General features: G+C 72.7%; 17 protein-coding genes. 9 read left to right on the top strand and 8 right to left on the bottom strand.

Features of this window, described 5'->3' with window-relative positions; genetic code table 11:
- Window positions 1-5 precede the first annotated feature (5 nt).
- Window positions 6-1,184 (top strand): DUF6585 family protein, encoded by a 1,179-nt coding sequence (locus Dvina_RS15675; RefSeq protein WP_223103211.1) that lies wholly within the window; start codon window positions 6-8, stop codon window positions 1,182-1,184.
- A 200-nt stretch (window positions 1,185-1,384) separates the two neighbouring features.
- On the opposite strand, the gene Dvina_RS15670 is transcribed toward Dvina_RS15675, so the two are convergent.
- On the bottom strand, window positions 1,385-2,320 hold the full coding sequence (locus Dvina_RS15670) for an SDR family oxidoreductase (protein ID WP_223103210.1): 936 nt from the start codon (window positions 2,318-2,320) through the stop codon (window positions 1,385-1,387).
- Window positions 2,321-2,911: 591 nt separating this feature from the next.
- Here Dvina_RS15670 and Dvina_RS15665 point away from each other — a divergent pair.
- From Dvina_RS15665 to Dvina_RS15640, 6 genes are all read left to right on the top strand, one after another.
- Entirely contained in the window at window positions 2,912-3,541 is a 630-nt protein-coding gene (locus tag Dvina_RS15665) for a hypothetical protein (RefSeq protein ID WP_223103209.1), read from the top strand.
- A 367-nt stretch (window positions 3,542-3,908) separates the two neighbouring features.
- Window positions 3,909-4,847, top strand: coding sequence for a TrmH family RNA methyltransferase (locus tag Dvina_RS15660; protein ID WP_223103208.1), 939 nt, complete (start codon window positions 3,909-3,911; stop codon window positions 4,845-4,847).
- A gap of 324 nt (window positions 4,848-5,171) precedes the next feature.
- A complete protein-coding gene (gene sigJ / locus Dvina_RS15655; protein ID WP_223103207.1) occupies window positions 5,172-6,071 on the top strand; it encodes an RNA polymerase sigma factor SigJ in 900 nt (299 codons plus the stop codon).
- Window positions 6,068-6,337, top strand: coding sequence for an acylphosphatase (locus Dvina_RS15650; RefSeq protein WP_223103206.1), 270 nt, complete (start codon window positions 6,068-6,070; stop codon window positions 6,335-6,337). The genes sigJ and Dvina_RS15650 overlap by 4 nt, the downstream gene beginning before the upstream one ends.
- 54 nt (window positions 6,338-6,391) lie before the next feature.
- Window positions 6,392-7,210 carry an MBL fold metallo-hydrolase gene (locus tag Dvina_RS15645; RefSeq protein WP_223103205.1) on the top strand — a complete coding sequence of 273 codons (819 nt, stop codon included), beginning with the start codon at window positions 6,392-6,394 and terminating at the stop codon, window positions 7,208-7,210.
- A 184-nt stretch (window positions 7,211-7,394) separates the two neighbouring features.
- Window positions 7,395-8,192 (top strand): tetratricopeptide repeat protein, encoded by a 798-nt coding sequence (locus Dvina_RS15640; protein ID WP_223103204.1) that lies wholly within the window; start codon window positions 7,395-7,397, stop codon window positions 8,190-8,192.
- 218 nt (window positions 8,193-8,410) lie between these two features.
- On the opposite strand, the gene Dvina_RS15635 is transcribed toward Dvina_RS15640, so the two are convergent.
- From Dvina_RS15635 to Dvina_RS15625, 3 genes are read right to left on the bottom strand one after another with little or no spacing between them, the layout of a single operon-like run.
- The gene (locus Dvina_RS15635) at window positions 8,411-8,818 is read right to left on the bottom strand and encodes an SRPBCC family protein (protein ID WP_223103203.1); all 408 of its coding nucleotides are present in this window, start codon (window positions 8,816-8,818) and stop codon (window positions 8,411-8,413) included.
- A 10-nt stretch (window positions 8,819-8,828) separates the two neighbouring features.
- On the bottom strand, window positions 8,829-9,716 hold the full coding sequence (locus Dvina_RS15630; RefSeq protein WP_223103202.1) for an SMP-30/gluconolactonase/LRE family protein: 888 nt from the start codon (window positions 9,714-9,716) through the stop codon (window positions 8,829-8,831).
- A gap of 39 nt (window positions 9,717-9,755) precedes the next feature.
- Complete coding sequence (locus tag Dvina_RS15625) at window positions 9,756-10,304, bottom strand: hypothetical protein (protein WP_223103201.1); 549 nt, start codon at window positions 10,302-10,304, stop codon at window positions 9,756-9,758.
- A gap of 114 nt (window positions 10,305-10,418) precedes the next feature.
- Here Dvina_RS15625 and Dvina_RS15620 point away from each other — a divergent pair, with 114 nt between their 5' ends.
- Complete coding sequence (locus tag Dvina_RS15620; protein WP_223103200.1) at window positions 10,419-10,946, top strand: RICIN domain-containing protein; 528 nt, start codon at window positions 10,419-10,421, stop codon at window positions 10,944-10,946.
- A gap of 54 nt (window positions 10,947-11,000) precedes the next feature.
- Here the strand turns inward: Dvina_RS15620 and Dvina_RS15615 are convergent, their stop codons facing one another.
- The 3 genes from Dvina_RS15615 to Dvina_RS15605 form a co-directional block, all read right to left on the bottom strand.
- Window positions 11,001-11,336, bottom strand: coding sequence for a hypothetical protein (locus Dvina_RS15615; protein WP_223103199.1), 336 nt, complete (start codon window positions 11,334-11,336; stop codon window positions 11,001-11,003).
- On the bottom strand, window positions 11,333-13,558 hold the full coding sequence (locus Dvina_RS15610) for an EAL domain-containing protein (protein WP_223103198.1): 2,226 nt from the start codon (window positions 13,556-13,558) through the stop codon (window positions 11,333-11,335). Before Dvina_RS15610 ends, Dvina_RS15615 begins: the two co-directional genes overlap by 4 nt.
- Before the next feature lie 127 nt (window positions 13,559-13,685).
- Window positions 13,686-14,702 carry a MerR family transcriptional regulator gene (locus Dvina_RS15605; protein WP_246656236.1) on the bottom strand — a complete coding sequence of 339 codons (1,017 nt, stop codon included), beginning with the start codon at window positions 14,700-14,702 and terminating at the stop codon, window positions 13,686-13,688.
- Here Dvina_RS15605 and eno point away from each other — a divergent pair.
- On the top strand, window positions 14,701-15,975 hold the full coding sequence (gene eno / locus Dvina_RS15600) for a phosphopyruvate hydratase (RefSeq protein ID WP_223103197.1): 1,275 nt from the start codon (window positions 14,701-14,703) through the stop codon (window positions 15,973-15,975). The two genes, Dvina_RS15605 and eno, sit on opposite strands and share 2 nt — an antisense overlap.
- On the opposite strand, the gene Dvina_RS15595 is transcribed toward eno, so the two are convergent.
- Window positions 15,959-18,172, bottom strand: coding sequence for a WD40 repeat domain-containing protein (locus Dvina_RS15595; protein WP_223103196.1), 2,214 nt, complete (start codon window positions 18,170-18,172; stop codon window positions 15,959-15,961). The genes eno and Dvina_RS15595 overlap by 17 nt on opposite strands.
- Window positions 18,173-18,174: the final 2 nt, after the last annotated feature.

Genomic DNA, 18,174 nt, shown 5'->3' with positions numbered 1-18,174 from the left:
GCAGCGTGATTCCGCAGTTCCGCATGGCCGTGATCTGCGCCGTCATGGGCGTGATCTTTCTCGGCATCACCGGGTTCCTCGTCTCCGGCACGGGCGACGTGACATGCGGCGACGGCGGGAAGGTGATGAGCCCCGGCGACATCTGCGTCCGCACTGCCGACGACGGCACCCGGCTGGTGCAGGACTACGACGAGGTGCGGGCCGCGGACCAGCGCCAGGGCGGCATCATCGGCGGCCTGCTCGTCGCCGGGTTCTTCGGCCTCGCTGTCCAGCAGGTCCTCGCCGGGCAGCGCCGCAAGCGCGAGCGGGCCGCGGCGCAGGTCGCCACCCGCGCGATCCTGAGCGTGCCGATGCCGCCGGACGGGCCCGCCCCGGCGCCCGCCGCCCCGCCCCAGGCCATTCCGGCCGACGCCGTGCAGGCCGCGTACGCGGCGCAGCTGGGCGGGTACACCTGCTCGATGCAGCCGGGCAAGCGCTCCGCGCTGCTGCTCTGGCTGGGTGTGTTCGCGCTGATCTGCATCGCGCTCCTGGTCGCGACCGCCGGCAATGGTGCCGCCCCGCTCGTCATCTTCGGCGCCCTCACCGTCGTGTCCGTGGGCGGCTTCGCGTGGACGCTCGCCCGCTCGCCGCTGGTGTCCAAGCAGGCCCGGCAGCTGGGCTTCCACCTGTTCCAGCACGGCTTCGTGCGGGCGACGGCGGCCGGCGTCCAGGCGTACCGCTGGGACCAGATCATCTCGATCTACCAGTCGATCATCCGGCAGCAGGTGTACGGCGCCACGACCAACACGAACTACGCGTATCTGCTCGACTTCGCCGACGGCCGCAGCCTGGCCCTCAACAATTTCTCCGCCGACATGGCGGTGCTGGGCCCGATCCTGCAGGAGCAGGTGGCCCGCGTCCAGGTGCCGCGGGCCGTCCGCTACCTGCAGTCGGGCCACGCGATCCCGTTCGGCGCCTACACGGTCACCGCGGCCGGCGTGACCAACCGCGGCCGGCAGGCCCCATGGACCGACGTCGCCGGCGTGAAGATCGAGAACGGCGGCCTGCGCCTGCAGCGCCCCGGCGGCAAGGCGATCCTGGGCGGCCGGAAGATCCGCGACGTGCCGAACTTCCTGACGTTCGTCACGCTTGTCGGAGCCATGGCCGGCAGCCGCCCGCCGGCCACCGCCCCGGCCGCCTTCTGACGGTTCGCGGCCGGGTCCTGCTCCCGGGTGCGCACGCCTGCCGCTCTGACCGCCTTTCTGACGGCCGCGCACACCGGCCGCTCTGGCTGCCTTTTAATTGTTCGCGGCCGGGTACTGCTTCCACGTGCGCGCGCCTGCCGCTCTGGCCGCCTTCTGACGGTTCGCGGACGGGTGCGCACACCGGCTGCTCTGGCCGCCTTCTAGCGGTTCGCGGCCAGATACTGCTCCCATGTGCGCACGCCCACCGCCCGGTCCGGCGCCAGGTTCGCCCCGGCCCGGATCGCGCGGTAGGCCCCGCCGCCCATCGGCACGCGCAGGATCGGCCGCCGCTTCCCGGCCGCGCGCAGGTAGGAGCGGACGAGCTCGTCGAAGCCGTACACGCGCGGACCGGCGATGTCGGGCACGAGCCCGGCCGGCTCACCGAGGGCCAGCTCGGCGAGGCGCCGGGCGACCTCGGCCCCGTCGATCGGCTGGAACCGCACACCGGCCGGCACGGGCACGACCGGCAGCTTGGCCAACTGCCGCACGGTGGCGAGCGTGAGCTCGTGAAACTGACTGGCCCGCAGCGTCGTGAACGGGATACCGGACTCGGCGACGCACAGTTCGGCCGCCCGTTTGGCCCCGAAGTACCCGAACGCCGCCCGATCCACGGCGCTGCGGACGGGCACGCGCTCGGCCCCGACGACCGAGATGTACACGATGTGCTTCACCCCGGCCCGCACGGCCGCGCCGACGAGGTGCGCGGCCTTGACGTCATCGCCCTTGGCCGAGCCGGCACAGTGCACGACGGTGTCCGCTTCAGCCAGGGCCTCGACGACGCCGGTGCCCGTTTCCAGGTCGCCGATCGCATACTCAACCACCGCCGGCCGACCCGCCGACGCAGGACCAACGGATGCTGAACCGCTCGGCGCTGAACCGCTCGGCACTGAGTCGCTCGGCGCTGAACCGCTCGGCACTGAGCCGCGAGAGCCTGAACCGCTCGGCACTGAGTCGCTCGACGCTGAACCGCTCGACGCCGGGCCGGCCGGCTGTCTCCGCGTGAGGACCCGGACCGACCGGCCGGCGTCGAGCAGGTGGGGCAGCAGCAGGCGGCCGAGCGTCCCAGTACCGCCGGTGACCACGATTGGTGTCGTCATACCCGGTCGACCCGCACGACCACCCCGATGTGACACGGCACTGCTGCAACGTGACGCTGGTTACGTACTGCGCATCCCCCACTGCACGTCTTGCGACCCGCACGTCCAGCCCGATGCACATTTGCGCGCCGAACGTCGATACTGCGCGTTTTGCCGACTGCGCGTTGTGCGAACTGCGCGCTGCGCGGGCTGCGCGCTGCGCGGGCTGCGCGCTGCGCGGGCTGCGCGCTGCGCGGGCTGCGCGCTGCGCGGGCTGCACGTTGCGCGGGCTGCGGGCTGCGCGGGCTGCACGTTGCGCGGGCTGCGGGCTGCGCGTTGCGCGGGCTGCGCGGGCTGCACGTTGCGCGCTGCGCGAACAGCCCGCTGCGCGAACAGCGCGCTGCGCGAACAGCGCGTTCTGACCTAGCGGGCGTTGAAGGCGCGCAGGGTCCAGGCGTCGAACTTGCGCCACGCGTCACGCAGGAGCTGGCGGGCGGCGGCGGGCTGGACGGGAGGCAGCGGAAGCATTGGCATCTCCTGTTCTCGGATGTTCTCTGTATCGATCCAGTAACCACGCTAGATGACGCTCCGTGATCGTTTCCACTTCTCGGCGTGTGTCGAAAATCGCTGTTGAACTCGGCCGGCGCGCTGATACAACGTGCGCGTGAACGCCTCTTGAGCCGTACCGCCCAAACCGCTCCGTATGCCCACAAGGCCGCTCGTTCCGCCGGCCGCCGGGCCGGCCACGTGCCGGTCGAGGTGTGCCCGCCGCGTCGCGGTTTCGTCCATCCCGCGTCACCCGCGGACATCGTCCGGGTCCTGACGTTCTTCGGCCCGGCCGCCACTTACGGGCTGCGCCGCATCGAACTGCGCCAGCGTCCCGGTTTACCAGGCTTCGGCTCGCCCGTCGCCGAACTGCGCGCGCCGGGGCTGGTCCGGCTCTTCGAGCAGCCGACCCCGCCGTGGGTGCTGGCCGGTGGTCTCACTCCGGCGTCTCGGGAGCGCCTGGAGCGCGCCGGTGCACTGATCGCGGCCGGGCCGGACGTCACCCGCGTCGATTGGCCTGACCGCGCACTGCGCGATTTTGTTCTCTTCGACGGGCTCATGCACGAAATCGGACATCACACAATCCAGCACGCCGCGAACAAGCCGCGTCCGGTCATGCGCACAGCCGACCACGAGCGCCGCGCCGACCTGTACGCGGCGTACACCCGCACAGCATGGACAGCGGCCACCGCATGACGACCCGTGAACACCGCAGCCACCCACATACGACCCACACCTCAACACGACCCGCACCGAACACGGCGCACACCCGGAAACGGCGCACACCTGAACACGCGCACGCCCGAACACGGCGCACACAGGGACATGCGCACACCCGAACACGCGCCCATACGGACATACGCACACATGGACAACGTGCACGGCGGCGACCGCAACACGACGCACATACACTGCGGCCGACCGCGCACGGCACGCACTCGGACGACGTGGACATCGTGAACGGCGTGGACGGCGTGGACGGCACGGTGGCGCACGAACACCGTGGCCGGCTGCGCACGGCATGCACTCGGACGGCGTGGGCGGCGTGGACGGCGGTGGGTGCATGGTGACGCTTGTCGGTGACGGTATCGAGAATCCGGCGAACGTGCAGGCGTTGCTCGAGGCGGCGGCGATGTTCGGTGTGCCGTGTGCGTTTCGCGACCGGAGCGTGCAGCTCGCGCCGCCGGTCATTGCGGTCGACAACGCGCCGGGTGCGGAGTCGGTGTACCGGACCGGGAAGGTCCACAGTGGAGCTTCTGTCGTGGTCGGTAACGAGCGGCGCGGGATTCGGCCCGATCTGCTGCGCGCGGCGGCGCGGACGGTGCACATTCCCATGCCTGGGCGCGGGGTCAATACGCTCAACGTGGCCACCGCGGCCGCGGTTGCGCTGTACTACCTGTGCGGTGCGGCCGGTCGGCGGGCGGCGCGCGGTTCGCGGCCCGAGTCCCATCGGCCGGCCGTGCTCCTGGCCGGGCCTCGCGACCACGTCGAGGCGGGCAGCTCGCTGCGCTCGGCCGCGGCGTTCGGCTGGTCGACGGTGGCCGTGGCGGACCGTGAGCGGGTGTGGTTCGACACTGCACGCCCGGTGCGGGCCGAGGGCCGGGCGGCGGCGCGCAGTCATCGGAATCCGCTGCGCGTCTTGCGCAGCGAGGGCGTCGGCTCGCAGCACACCCGGATCGTCATCTGCTCTTCGGACTCCGGTGCCGGGCCGCCGATCCATCGGGTCGACCTGACCGGCGCCGGCACGCTCATCGTCGTCCCGGACGGCGACTGGGCGCCGCCGCCGGGGCTGCCTGTCGAATACGTGCAGGTCCCCGGTCCGAGCCGGTATCGCCTGGTCAGCGGGGTAGTGCTGGCCGAGGTGGCCCGGCAGCTCGGGCCGCGCCCCGACGGCAGTGCCGGCCGCCCGCCCCGCCGCGGCCCGGCGTACCGCAGCGAGCTCCGGCTCGTCACCGAAGCCGAGGGCGAGCTGCTCGAACCGTGGGAGCTGCTGCACTACTGAAGAGGCCCACCGGCACACGCACGCCGCGCAGAGAGAACGCGCAGAAAGCCGCGCAGCGAGGCCGCGCGCGGAAGGCCACGCAGAGCAGGCCGCGCAGGGAGGCCGCGCAGAGAGACCGCACAGCGGAGGCCACACACAAAAAGCCGCGCACAGAAGCCACGCGCGGAAGGCCACGCAAAACAGGCCGCGCGGGGAGGCCACGCAAAGCAGGCCGCGCAGCAAGTCACGCCTGGCCGCGGTCCATGCGCAGCGCTGTCGCGTCACATTCCGGCGGCGCGGCGGGTCGAATCCCTGAGAGGATCGATCGTCGATAGGGGCGCAACAGTGGACGAGCGTGAGTGGCTCAGCGGGCAGTTCGAGGCGCACCGGGCCCGGCTGCGGGCGGTGGCCTTCCGGATGCTGGGCTCGGCCGCGGAGGCCGACGACGCGGTGCAGGATGCCTGGCTGCGCGTGGACCGGGCCGGGGCGGACGGGGTGGACAACCTCGGTGCCTGGCTGACCACGATTGTTGCGCGGGTCTGTCTGAATCAGCTGCGTTCGCGCACGATGCGACGCGAGGACCCGCTCGATGTGCACGTTCCCGACCCGATCGTCAGCCCCGCGGCCGGCGTCGATCCCGAGCACGAGGCGCTGCTGGCCGACTCGGTCGGCCTGGCGCTGCTCGTGGTGCTCGAAACGCTCACGCCGGCTGAGCGTCTGGCGTTCGTGCTGCACGACATGTTCGCGGTGCCGTTCGAGGAGATCGCGCCGATGCTCGAACGCACACCCGCCGCCGCCCGCCAGCTCGCGAGCCGGGCCCGCCGCCGGGTCCAGGGCCGCCCGACCGCGCCCGACCCGGACGTGGCCCGGCAGCGGGCGGTCGTCGACGCGTTCTTCGCCGCCTCCCGCAGCGGCGACTTCGCCGCCCTCGTCGAACTGCTCGACCCGGACGTGATCCTGCGCTCCGACGGCGGCCCCTCCCGCGCGAAGTTCACGTTCACCCTGCACGGCCCGGAGCAGGTCGCCACCCAGGCGCTCGCGTCGTCGCGCCTGTCGCCGTTCGTGTACCCGGCCCTCGTCAACGGCGCCGCGGGCGTCGTCGTCGCCACCGCACCGGACCGCCCGCTGTTCGTCATGGCGTTCACCGTCACCGCGGGCCGCATCGTCGCCATCGACGTGCTCGCCGACCCGGACCGGCTGCGCACGCTCGTGACACTGCCCCTGGACGGTACGGTCGGGGCATGATCCGAACGCGCGTGGTGATCTCCGGCCGGGTCCAGGGCGTCTACTTCCGCGACACCTGCCGCCGGGTCGCCCGGGAGCACGGCGTCGCCGGCTGGGTCCGCAACCTGCCCGACGGCCGCGTCGAGGCGGTGTTCGAGGGCACCGCCGAGGCGGTCGCGGCCATGGTGACCTGGTCGGGCGAGGGCCCGCCGGAGGCCGCCGTCACCGGTGTCTCGGCCCGGGACGAGCCGGTCGAGGCCCTGCAGGGATTCGAGATCCGCCGATAGGCACTGCAAAGTGCCTTCTGTCGGTCGTACCGCCGGCTGCCTACCGTTCCCGCCATGACCCACTACACCGTGCACACGTACACCGCGGCCGAGCGCGGACTGTTCGTCAACAGCTATCTGCTCGAAACACCCGACGCGGTCGTGCTCGTCGACGCCGGGCTGCTCGTCCCGGACGCCCGGGCGCTGAAGGCCCGCATCGACGCGCTCGGCAAGCCGCTGGCGGCCGCGTTCGTCACGCACGCCCACCCGGACCACTTCAACGGCCTGCCGTTCGTGGCCGCCCCGGACGTCCCGGTCTACGCCACCGCCGAGGTGGCGGCCACGATCGCCGAGATCGCCGAGCCGAAGCGCGCCCAGTGGTCCCCGGTCTACGGCGCCGACTGGCCGGCCGAGCACCGGGTCCCGTCCCACACCCTCCACGACGCCGACACCGTCGAGGCCGGCGGCATCACCTTCACCATCCACACCGCCGGGGCCGCCGAGAGCCACGCGGACTCGTACCTGCTGGCCGGCGGCAACGCGTTCATCGGCGATCTGGCCTTCAACGGCGTGCACCCGTACACCGCCGACGGCCACACGACCGCCTGGCTGGCCGCCCTCGACACGCTGAGCTCCGAGCTGTCCGGCGCCGTCCTGCACCCGGGGCACGGCCGCCCGGGCACCGTGTCGATGCTGGCCGACCAGCGCCGCTACCTGCTGATGTACCGCGAGGCCGTCCACCGCCTGTCGGCCGGCTCCACCATCCTGACCGACCGGGCGAAAGCCGACCTCACCACCCTCATGACCACCTTCCTGCCCGGCGCACCACTGGAGTGGATGATCGCCCTGGGCGCGGACGCGGTCGCCGCGGAGCTCGCCGGGGTCCCCGGGTAGTGCCTTGTCCAGGAGCGTCGGCCGACTGGCGGACCCGGCAAAGGTCGGTGGGCACAGCAGCAGCCGCTACGCCGCGCCCGTCCACCCGCGGCGCCACGGGGGCGTACGCGGTCCGGCGCCCCGCCTCGAGCCCTCGTCCGGGGCCCGTTTGAACCCTGGGCGGCGCGGATGCGTGTTGGGTGGCATGTGGACGCTTGCCTGGCCCGGGCGGCCGGCTCCGGTCGTGTGCCATCGGCCGGGGCGCGCGTGGTGGACGCTCGCCCGGGCCCGGCGGGCGCATCGGCGGGCGCTGCGGCTGGGCGACGCCGGGCGGCGGGACCTGGCCGTGCTCGCGGCGGCCGAGGCGGTCCGGCTGTTCGAGGCGGCCGGCGCGCCCCGGGAGCTGGCGGCGGCCCGGATGACGCTCGGTGACCTGCGGTTTCAGCTCGGCGAGCACGCGGCGGCGGTGGCCGCGTTCTCCGGCGCCGGGGACGCCGGGCTGCTGCCGCTCGGGAACTGCCTGCGGGTGCTCGGGCGGTTTGCCGAGGCCGAGTTCGCGCTCGCGGCCGCGCCGGCCCGGCCGGCGACGCGCAACGCGCTCGGGGTGCTGTGCAGGGAGACCGGCCGATACGACGAGGCCGCCCGCCACTACGCCGCCGCGCTCGCCGATCCGGCGCTGCACGGGGTCGTCCACCACAACCTGGCCGGGCTCGCCCACGCGCGGGGGCGGCCCGAGGACGCGCTCATCGCCGCCCTGACCGCGCTGGTCTGGCACGCGCGGGAGCGCGGATGCGGCTCGCCCGAGGTGGCGGCCGACGCGGCGGTGCTGGGCGCGATCCAGCTCGGCCTCGGCCGCCTCGACGACGCGGCCGCCTCACTGGGGCGGGCCCGCGACATCTGGCAGCGACGGTACGGCCCCGACCACCACGAAACCCGCCTCTGCCGCCGCGGCCTGGCCGCCGTCGAGCACGCCCGCCGCGCCGTCGCCACCCCGCCCGGCTGACCGCCGCCGCACCCGCGGCCAACGGTCCCCACCCCGCCCCCGCCCGACCTGGCCCGGCCGCGAACCCGAGCACGACGCGGACCGGCACGGCCCGGCTGCCGGGGCTCGACACATCGGAACGCCGATCCGCACGGCCTCGCCGGCCCATGTCACCGCACCGGCCCGACGCGGACCATGTCACCGCACCGGCACGTCGCGGGCCGGAGCACGCGGTCAGCTCACGCGGACTCGAGGACCGCGCGCATCTCCTCGATCCCGCGCGACACCCGCGCCGCGACGGCCGGGGCGCGGTCGTGCGGCAGGACGTCGGTGATCCACACGAGCCGCGACCGGGCGCCGTCGTCGGTGGCGAAGACCTGGAACGCCGCGTGGTGGTGGCGCAGCTCCAGGCGGCCGGGGCCCTGCACGGAGTACGACATCCGGCGTTGCTCGTGGTCGACGGCGACGATCAGCTCACGCACCTCGGTGCCGTCGGGCATCGTCAGGATCCGCTCGTCGCCCTCGATGCGCACGGCGCTGACCCGGCCGGGCAGCAGGCGGCGGTGGACGTTGCCGACGTCAGCGATCGCCGCCCACACCGCGTCCGGGCCCGCCGCCACGATTGTCTCGACCGTCACCGACGCCATGCGCGGCAGTCTACGGCCACCCGACGTGCGGCGCGGGGGCGGTCGTGGCCAGCACCCGGCCGGTGGTGCCGCCGAACGGGTCCTGCGGGTTCCACTGCGCGGCCAGCATGAACAGCGTCCGCCCGTCGTCGCCGCCGAGCATGACCGCGAAGGGCGGCCGGTCCAGCTCGACCCGGTCGAGGATCTCCCCGCCCTCGGCGACCCGCACCGCCGCGGTCCCGCCGTCGGACGTCCACACCGCCCCGTCGGCGTCCAGGCAGATCCCGTCCGGCCCGATCCCGCCGGCGAACACCCGCCGGTTGCCGAGCGACCCGTCGGCCGCGATGTCGAACGCGGTCAGGCACCCGGCGAACGACTCCGAGACGATGAGCGTGCCGTTGTCCGCCGTGACCGCCATGCCGTTCGGAAACGCGATGTCGAACCGCTGCTGGTGTACTGCCCCGTCGGCCGTGATGAGCGCGATGAACCCGGGCGCATACCCGGGCCGCTGCGTCAGGGGCCGCGGGTCGTCCGGGTCCAGGTCCCGCATGAACTCGAGCAGCCCGAACCCGGCCCCGTTGACGTAGACGTTCCCGCGCCCGTCGACGACCAGCTCGTTGAGCCCGGCCGGCAGCCCGGACAGGTCGGCGTGCGCGACCCAGGTCCCGTCCGGCTCGCGCCGCAGCAGCCGGCGGCCGGCGTCCTGGTTCTTCGGCACCACGAGCAGCCGCCCGTCTGGTAGCCACCCGATGGTGTGCGGGTCGACCGCCGGGTCGTCGAGCACCACCTCGGCCCGCCCCTCGACATCCACCGCCATCGCCACCCCGGCACCCCAGTGGCAGAACCAGAGCCGCCCGTCGTGCCACCGCGGCGACTCGACGATCCGCAGCCCGTCAATCAGCACCCGTACGTCAGTCATGCCACCCATACGAACGGCCCACCCCCGGATTCGACGTGCTCACCCGCGCCGCCGCACAATCGTCCGCGACACCGCCGCCAGCCCGGACAGCAGGTGCGCGAACAGCGCCTCATCCCGCTCCAGCTCATCGGGCGCGTCGATGACGCCGATGTTCGTCCCCGCTTCGGCGGCCAGATGCACCGTCCAGCTGCTCCCCGCCCCCGGTCGCCGGATCAGCTCCCAGCGGCGCGGCCCGCCCGCCGGGCGCAGCACCAGCACCGCTGCGCCACCCAGCGCCCGCACCCCGAGCCCGCCGGTGAACTGCGGCACCACCAGCCACTCGCCGCCGCCCGCCCGGTGCCGCAGGTCCCGGTGCAGCTCACGCCGCAGCCGCAGGTAGTGGTAGGTGAACTCGGCCACCAGATACGGGTCGTCGGCCATGTCCACCGAGTCCGCGCCGTCGATGAGCGCCCGCAGCCCCGCGAGCCGCTCCCGCGCGTACGGGACGAGGAGATCATCGACGACGGGCAGCGCGAACCGCCGCTCGTGCTGCTCGAACGCGTACAGCCCACCGTCGCACAGCGCGTGATACCGCTCCCGAGCATCCACGCCACCAGTCTCGCAGCCCCCGTGGAACGGCTTGTCCCGCGGACTGTACGGGCAGCCGGCACGGACTTCGGGAGGACGAGTATGCGCACGACACGGGCCCTGACCATGGCTGTGGTGGCGGCCGTATGTTCCACTGTCGCCAGCCTCGGCCCCGCCTGGGCCGACCCGCCCGGGACCACGGCCCCGGGCGGGTTCGCCAACGGCGAGGTCGAGATCGTCAACGACCACGCCCGCAAGTGCCTTGACGTCCCCGGCGGCTCGAAGACCGTCAGCCAGCCGATCCAGGAGTGGTCCTGCGACGGCGCCGACAACCAGCTGTGGCGCGCCCCCACGTTCAGCGACGGCGTGTTCGCCCTGGTCAACGTGGGCAGCAACCTGTGCCTGGACATCGGCGCCAACGTCCCGCAGGACGGCGGCCGGGTCGTGCAGACACCGTGCGACTACTGGTGGTACGGCACCAACGTCCCCACGAAACAGGTATGGCGCTGGCAGTCCGCCCAGGGCCTGGGCCAGTGGATGGTCAACGTGTACTCGGGCCTGTGCCTGGCCCTGTCCCCGAACACCTCGGCCAACGGCACCGCCATCGTGGTCGGCGCCTGCAGCACCACCACCGCGAAGTACTGGCACGTCCAGACCGGCTGACCCACCGCTGGGCGCACGGCCGGAGCCGGGTCCCGGCCCTGCGCCCAGCGCATTTCAGGACTCGCCTGGATTGCCGTTCACAAGCGGTTGGAGCTGTTCGAGCAGGTCACCGACGCTCACGTTCGGCGGCAGGTCGAGATGGAGTTCGACGCCCTCACCGCGGACCGTCAAGGTCATGCGCCGGCCCGGAGGGCTCTTGAGCCGCCAGTTCCTGATCGCTCGGGCCAGATTGCGGGCGTTCAGGCGCAGCGTCGCCAGGGTGACGATGCTCGCGGCGACGTTGATGCCGTCAAGCGCCAATGTGATGCCGTTCGTGTCACGCAGGCCCTCGTATGGCAGCTCGGCATCCGCAACGACCTCCGGCGGCAGATGCAGCAGTACGTTGGTCACAGTTCCTCCCGGGTCCGGCGCAGATCCTCGCGGATTTGGCTGGCGATCGCTTCGCGGTCTCGGTTGTCGAACGGACGCAGCTGGGCGGAGGCCGGCGGGCCGACACCGAACCCCTGGACGAACCGGACGCCGACGGCGTACAACTGCCCGAGCGTCAGGTCCGTCTGGTTGTCGAAGCCCTCGATGATGACCGCACGGGGCGCGGCCGCCTCACCTCTGTCGAGAGCCGCCCGGGCCACCTTCATCACGAGCTCGATCTCCTGCAGTGCGAGCGGATGATGCAGCACGGATCGGTCGACCTTGATCTGGGTCAACGGCAGCTCGGCCATCCTGGACAGCGACGCGTAGCCATCGCCGAAGTCGTCGACGGCGAAGCCGATCTCCAGCTCCCGCGCCAGGTGCCGGAGCCGGTTGTGAAAGTACTTGTGCGGCGGCTGCAGCCACTCCTCCCCGACCGCGGGATGGATCGGGTCCTGCTCGGAGATCTCCAACATGACGGCGTGCGGGTTCAGGCCCTCTTCCTCGATCGCCTGCCGAATCACCTGGACGTAGGCATCACTGAGCAGTGACCGGACCGCGACGTTGATCGACACTGGAAGCGTCCGAGGCGTGCGGGCCTCTTCGTTGGCGGCGGTGTACGAGCTGATCGCCTTGGTTGCCAGGATCGAGTCGCGGACGACGATGAACCGGTCGCCCCACGCATGCGCGATCTGCAGGATGGTGAACGGAGCGCTCTGATCGGCCGGCGAACGGCGCACCAAAGCCTCGTAGCTGTGCGGGCTGACACTGTGGTTCTGCAACGCGATCTCGATGACCGGTTGAAACACCATGTGCAGCGACTTGAGCAGCTGCTCGTAGCGGTCGAGGCAGTGGTCGTACAGCGTCAGCGGCAGGCGCCCGAAGGTCCGGCGCAACTCGGTGAGTACCCGGACCTCCGCATACACCGGGTCTTCGCCGACACCGACAGCCCATATCGCCTGGAGCGTTCCCGACAGGAGTTCCCCCATCGCCAACAGAGCGGGCGCGGGGTCGATGAACACAAGAGCGGGAGCCTCGGCCGGGTCCGTGGATGCCAGTGGCACGCACAGCATCTGATGCCGGCCCGCGTCCGATGCGAGGTAGCCGAGCGATGTCGCCGAGCCCATGCCCGGGCGGACGAATTGCAGGCACTGCTCCAGCATCGGCCGGCTGGCCACCTCATCGAACTGATCTGTCCGGTTGAGGATCCGAACGTTCGGCGGGGCAAATGAGACCCAGGCGGCGGAGTGCGCATCGAGGGCCGCTTGGATGCGTTCAAGAGCACCGCCGCCGTCGTCGAGTCCGTGTCGCTGCGCCGGGACCCGCTCCTTCGACTTGAACACTCGCTTCAGCAACTGCTGCACCGTCCCGGCGAACTGCTCCATCGGATTGAGGCAGGGGACGATCTTGCCAAGGCCGACCGGTGGGGTTAGAGGGCGATCTATGGCTTGCCGGGATGGCGATGGCTTGGTAAGGGTGGTGGTGGTGGCGCCCCACATCGGCACCAGATGACCTGGCGTCGGTTGGGTGACGTGCTCCACGGCGTGCCGGGCCAGAGCGTTGAACGTCACCAGGCCGTCAGCGTCGGCGGCGGCACCCCGCAGCGCGTTGAGCAGTTCATGGGTCAGCACCCCGTGCTGCAACTGCTCGCGTTCGCGGGAGCTTGCCTCGCGCGGGCACGACAGCAGGGCGCTGTGCCGATCCATCTGCTGCCCGTAGGCGTCGATGGCCGGGATGTGCTGGCGGCGGTTCGCAAGATATGCGCCTGCGTGGCAGCAGTCCAGAATCAGGAATGAGGTGCCGGCAAACAGTTCGAACACGTCGTGCCGGAGAAACGACATCCGCAGACCGTGATCCGGATCGTTGCGCAGCAGTGTGGGGTCGAGGTCGGCGAGGCCGAGGTAGGCGTCGGTCTGCGGGGCCCAGTCGGGGACCAGCGCGTGCCCGGCGAAGTACACCAGCAGCACGTCGGACGGAGAGCTGTCGAGCGCGATTTCCCGCAGGGCGGCCTTCAGGTCCGCCGCCGTCGCGCGTTGGCCAAGGAAAAGCCTGGTGTCGTCCTTGTCGAAGGTCCCGATGTTGCTGTCGGTCAGCAGCGCGTGCATCTCACGCGCGTCGTTCTCGGCGTACTTCAAGGCCGGCACCCGAACCTGGACGCCGCACTGGTTGGAGCCGACGAACATCGCCCAGCGCCGGTCGCTCACGGAACCCCCACAGACGCACGGAATGACCACGGTCACTTTGCGCCAAGAAACTAACACGCAAAGTGATGTATGGGTGTCGCTCCGCAACGCCTTACGAACGAAAAGCTATCGATCGGCGACGTTCGGTTCACTCATTCCGTTTCGCGCGGGTTGTGGCGCGAATTCGAGACCCTCTCGCGCTGGGGCGACCGGGCGCTGTTCGGTGCAGCCAGCGCAGGACCTCGTTCGCGTGGGTCGGCGGGGCCGGGATCGGGTGGAAGACGTGCTCGACGACGCCGCCGGTGACGACGAGGGTGAGGCGGCGGTAGAAGGTGCGGCCGGCGGCCGTGTGGGTGGGCAGGCCCAGGGCCGCGGCCAGGGTCAGCCGGGGGTCGGGGATGAGCGGGTACTGCAGGCACAGCTGGTGCGCGAGCTCCTGCTGGTATCCGGCCGACTGGGCCGACAGCCCGAAGACCCGCGCGGCCCCCGCGGTCAGCAGCTCGCCGTGGTGGTCGCGGAACCAGCGGACCTGTTCCGGGGCGCGGGCGCCCGGGATCTCCAGCAGGCCGTCGCGCAGGTCGACGCCGTGGCGGCCGGTCAGGGGGTAGATGAACAGGATGGTGCGGCCGGGGCCCAGGTGGCGGTAGTTGACGGCGTCGCCGTTGGTGGCGAAGACCTGCTCGTCGGGCAGTTCGCGGCCGACCAGGTCGCCGAAGTCGACGACCGTCGAGGCCAGGGCCAGGCGGGCCTCCAGGGCGTCGCGCTGCGCGGTCAGCTGGCCGATCCGCGTCTGCAGGCCCGCGATGGCGCTGCGGTAGGTCTCCAGGGCGGCCGCGCGCACGTCGGACTCGTCGGCGCCGGCGGCGATGCTCTCGACGAAGGGGCGGGTCTCCTCCACGCTCAGGCCCAGGGCGGTCAGCTCGCGGATCTGCACGACGAGGCGCTCGGCGATCGGGTCGTACTCGCGGTAGCCGTTGGCCAGGCGGCGGGGCACGACCAGACCCACCGACTCGTAGTACCGCAGCGCCCGTATCGTGGTGCCCGAGCGCCGCGCCAGCTCACCCGCGCGCATGGGCTCGACCGTAAACCCGGACCCTGGGGTCCGGGTCAAGGTGAGCGTCATCGCGTCGCGCACCCCGGCGCTGAGCTGCCAGTATCCGGGCATGACAGTCATCGAAACGGCCATCGCATCCGTCCGGGCCCGCCAGGTCCTCGACAGCCGCGGCAATCCGACGGTCGAGGTCGACGTGCGCCTGGCCGGCGGGTCGCTGGGGCGGGCGGCGGTGCCCTCGGGCGCGTCGACGGGGGCGGCGGAGGCGGTCGAGCTGCGCGACGGCGACCCGGAGCGGTTCCACGGCAAGGGGGTCGCGACGGCGGTCGGCAACGCGGCCGGCGTGCTCGCCGACGCCGTGCGCGGGCTCGACGCCGTGGATCAGGCGGGCGTGGATGCGGCACTGATCGCCTGCGACGGTACCCCCGACAAGGGCCGGCTGGGCGCCAACGCGATCCTCGGCGTGTCCCTGGCCACGGCCAAGGCCGCCGCGGCCGCCCAGGGCAAGCCGCTCTACCGTTACCTGAACCCCGCCGCGACCCGCCTCCCGCTGCCGATGATCAACATCGTCAACGGCGGTGCGCACGCCGACAATCCGCTGGACTTCCAGGAGTTCATGGTCGCCCCGATCGGCGCCACGAGCCTCTTCGAGGCCGTGCGGATCGGCTCGGAGGTCTTCCACACGCTGCGCCGCGCGCTCGCCACGGCCGGGCACAACACGAACGTGGGCGACGAGGGCGGGTTCGCGCCCCAGTTCACCACCGCCGACGAGGCGCTCGCGTTCGTCACCGAGGCCATCGCCGCCGCCGGTTATGAGCCCGGCACCGACGTGGCGATCTGCCTCGATCCGGCCGCCTCGGAGTTCTACAAGGGCGGCGTCTACGAGTACGCCGGCGAGGGCGTGAGCCGGTCCGTCGCGGAGCACATCGACCACCTGGCCGATCTGCTGCGCCGCTACCCCATCGTCTCCATCGAGGACCCGATGGCGCAGGACGACATCGAGGGCTGGCGCGCGCTCACCGAGCGCGCGGGCGCGGCGACCCAGCTGGTCGGCGACGACGTCTTCTGCACCGACGCCCGGCGCCTGCAGGCCGGCGTCGACGGCGGCTACGCCAACGCGATCCTGGTGAAGGTCAACCAGGTCGGCACCCTCACTGAGGCACTGACCACAGTGGACGTCGCCCGGAAGGCCGGCTACCGGGTGGTCATGTCGCACCGCTCCGGCGAGACCGAGGACACCACGATCGCCGACCTCGCCGTCGCCACCGGCTGCGGCCAGATCAAGACCGGGTCGGTGTCGCGCTCCGACCGCACCGCGAAGTACAACCGGCTGATCCGCATCGAGGAGGAGCTGGGCGGCCGGGCCGAGTTCACGACGGCGTACTGAGGTCCCAGTCGAGGTACCAGAGCCGGGCCTCGCCGCTGAGGCTCCCCGACAGCGCGTTCCAGTCGGGGGCGAGCAGGTCCACGGCCTGGACCTCACCGGTGTGGCCGGACAGCGTGCGCACCAGCCGGCCGTCGAGTGTGGAGTACACGCGCAGCTTCGGGTCGCGCCCGGCCGCCAGCACGTAGCGGCCGTCGCCGGTGACGGACACCGCGTTGACGCCGCCGGGCCGCACGCCGGGCAGCAGGGTGCAGTCGCCGGAGACGGGCGCCCAGCGGCGCAGGGTGTGGTCGTGGCCGGCCGAGACCAGGAAGTCGGTGCCGAACGCGGCCGAGGTGATCGCCCCCTTGTGGCCGGGGTAGGAGTTGAGCAGCTCGCCGGACGGGATCGACCACAGCCGCAGCACCCCGTCGTAGCCGCCGCTGAGGGCGTGCTGCCCGCCGGCGCTGAAGGCCACGGTGGTGATCGCGTCGGTCGGCCCGGTGAGCTCGGCGACGATGCCGGCCGTCGCCGGGTCGACCAGGAGCAGGCGGCGGTAGCCGGTGCCGACGAGGGCGAGGCGGCCGTCGGGGCTGAACGCGACGGCCCGCACGGCGTGGCCGAGGCCGTCGAGGACGCCCGTGCACTCGCCGGTGTCGGCCCGCCAGAACCGCGCGGTCTTGTCCTGGCCGCCGGTGAGCACGGTGGTGGAGTCGTGCACGGCGACGGCGTCGACGCGGCCCTCGTGCCCGCCGAGGACGCGGCTGCCGGCGCCGGACCAGACCCTGGCGGTGCCGTCCCAGCTGCCGGTGACCGCGCAGCGCCGGTCGAGGGCGACGGCGACGACCGGCGCGGTGTGCCCGGTCAGCGTCCGGGTCGCCCACGCGGTGCGCAGGCCGGTCCGGGCGCAGGGCCCGAGCTCCTGCCAGGCGAGCAGGGCGCGCTTGTCCCGCTCGAACCCCGGGACGGCCCGGGCCTCCCGCAGCGTGGCGAGGGCGTCGGCGCCGGGCCGTCGCGCGGCCGCGAGGAGCTCCTCGAACCGCCGCGCGTGGGCGGCCCGCTCCGCGTCCGTGCGCGTGGGGCTGGGCTTCGCCGGCGCGCGGTACACCCCGGGGAGCTTGAAACGACGCTCGATGCCGGTGACGGCGCCGGTGCGGGCGGTGCGGCCGTCGGCGGCGACCCACACGCCGGCGACCTGCCCGCCCGCCGCGTAGGTGCGCAGGCACCGGCCGGTGAGCTCCCAGTAGCGCGCCGTCCCGTCGTAGCCGCCGGTGAGCAGGTGCCGGCCGTCCGGCGCGACCGCGAGGCTGCGCACGCCGCGCCGGTGCCCGCGCAGCGTCCGCACCTCGCGTCCACTGTGGACGTCCCAGACGTGGATGGCCCGGGCGTCGGCGCCGATCGCGTAGCGGCCGTCGGGGGTGAACGCGACCGCGTCCGCGTGCCGGTCGGCCGGCCACGCCCGCAGCAGCTCACCCGACCGGACGTTCCAGAGCCGGAACCCTTCGAAGAGGCCGACGAGCGCCAGCCCGGTCGCGCTCAGCGCCAGGCCGGTGATGGCGCCGTCCTGCGGCAGGACGGCGACCGGCTCCCCGTCTGGGCGCCACAGCCGCAGGGCCCGGTCGTACCCGCCCGACGCCAGCAGGTCGCCGCCGAGCGCCAGGGCCATGACGTCCCGTTCGTGCCCGTTGAGCACTCCGAGCAGGGCGCCCGTGGCCAGGTCCCAGCGCCGGACCACCCCGTCGCGGCCGGCCGCATACGCGGTGTCACCGTCGACGACGACGGCCCGGATCTCCCGCTCGGCGCCGATCAGCTCCCGCTCCAGCGCACCGTCGCGCCAGACCCGCAGCACCCGGTCGGCGTGCCCGGTGACGGCGACGCGACCGTCCGCCGTATAGGCCAGCGCCATGTCGGGCAGGTCGCGGTTGCTCCGCGGCGGCGCCAGCCACGGCATGTGCAACTCGTCGAGCAGCGCCGCGTCCGGCTCGCCCCGCTCGAGCAGCACCTCCACCCGCAGGGCGGCCATCTCCGGCTCGTCGAGCTCGTCGACCAGCTGCTCGTCGGTGATCCGTCCGGCCCGCCACTGCAGCAGCCCCGAGTTGTACACGGCGGCCGGGTGGCGGGGGTCGGCGTCGAGGGCGGCCGCGAAGAGCCGCGACGCCTCGGTGGCGTCACCGGCGTCGAGCGCGGCCAGGGCCAGGTCATTGAGCTCGTCGGCCGGCATCC

Source organism: Dactylosporangium vinaceum, from assembly GCF_019904175.1.
Lineage (GTDB): Bacteria > Actinomycetota > Actinomycetes > Mycobacteriales > Micromonosporaceae > Dactylosporangium > Dactylosporangium vinaceum.
The sequence above is the reverse complement of the archived record's forward strand: the minus strand, read 5'-3'. Positions and strand labels throughout refer to the sequence as shown.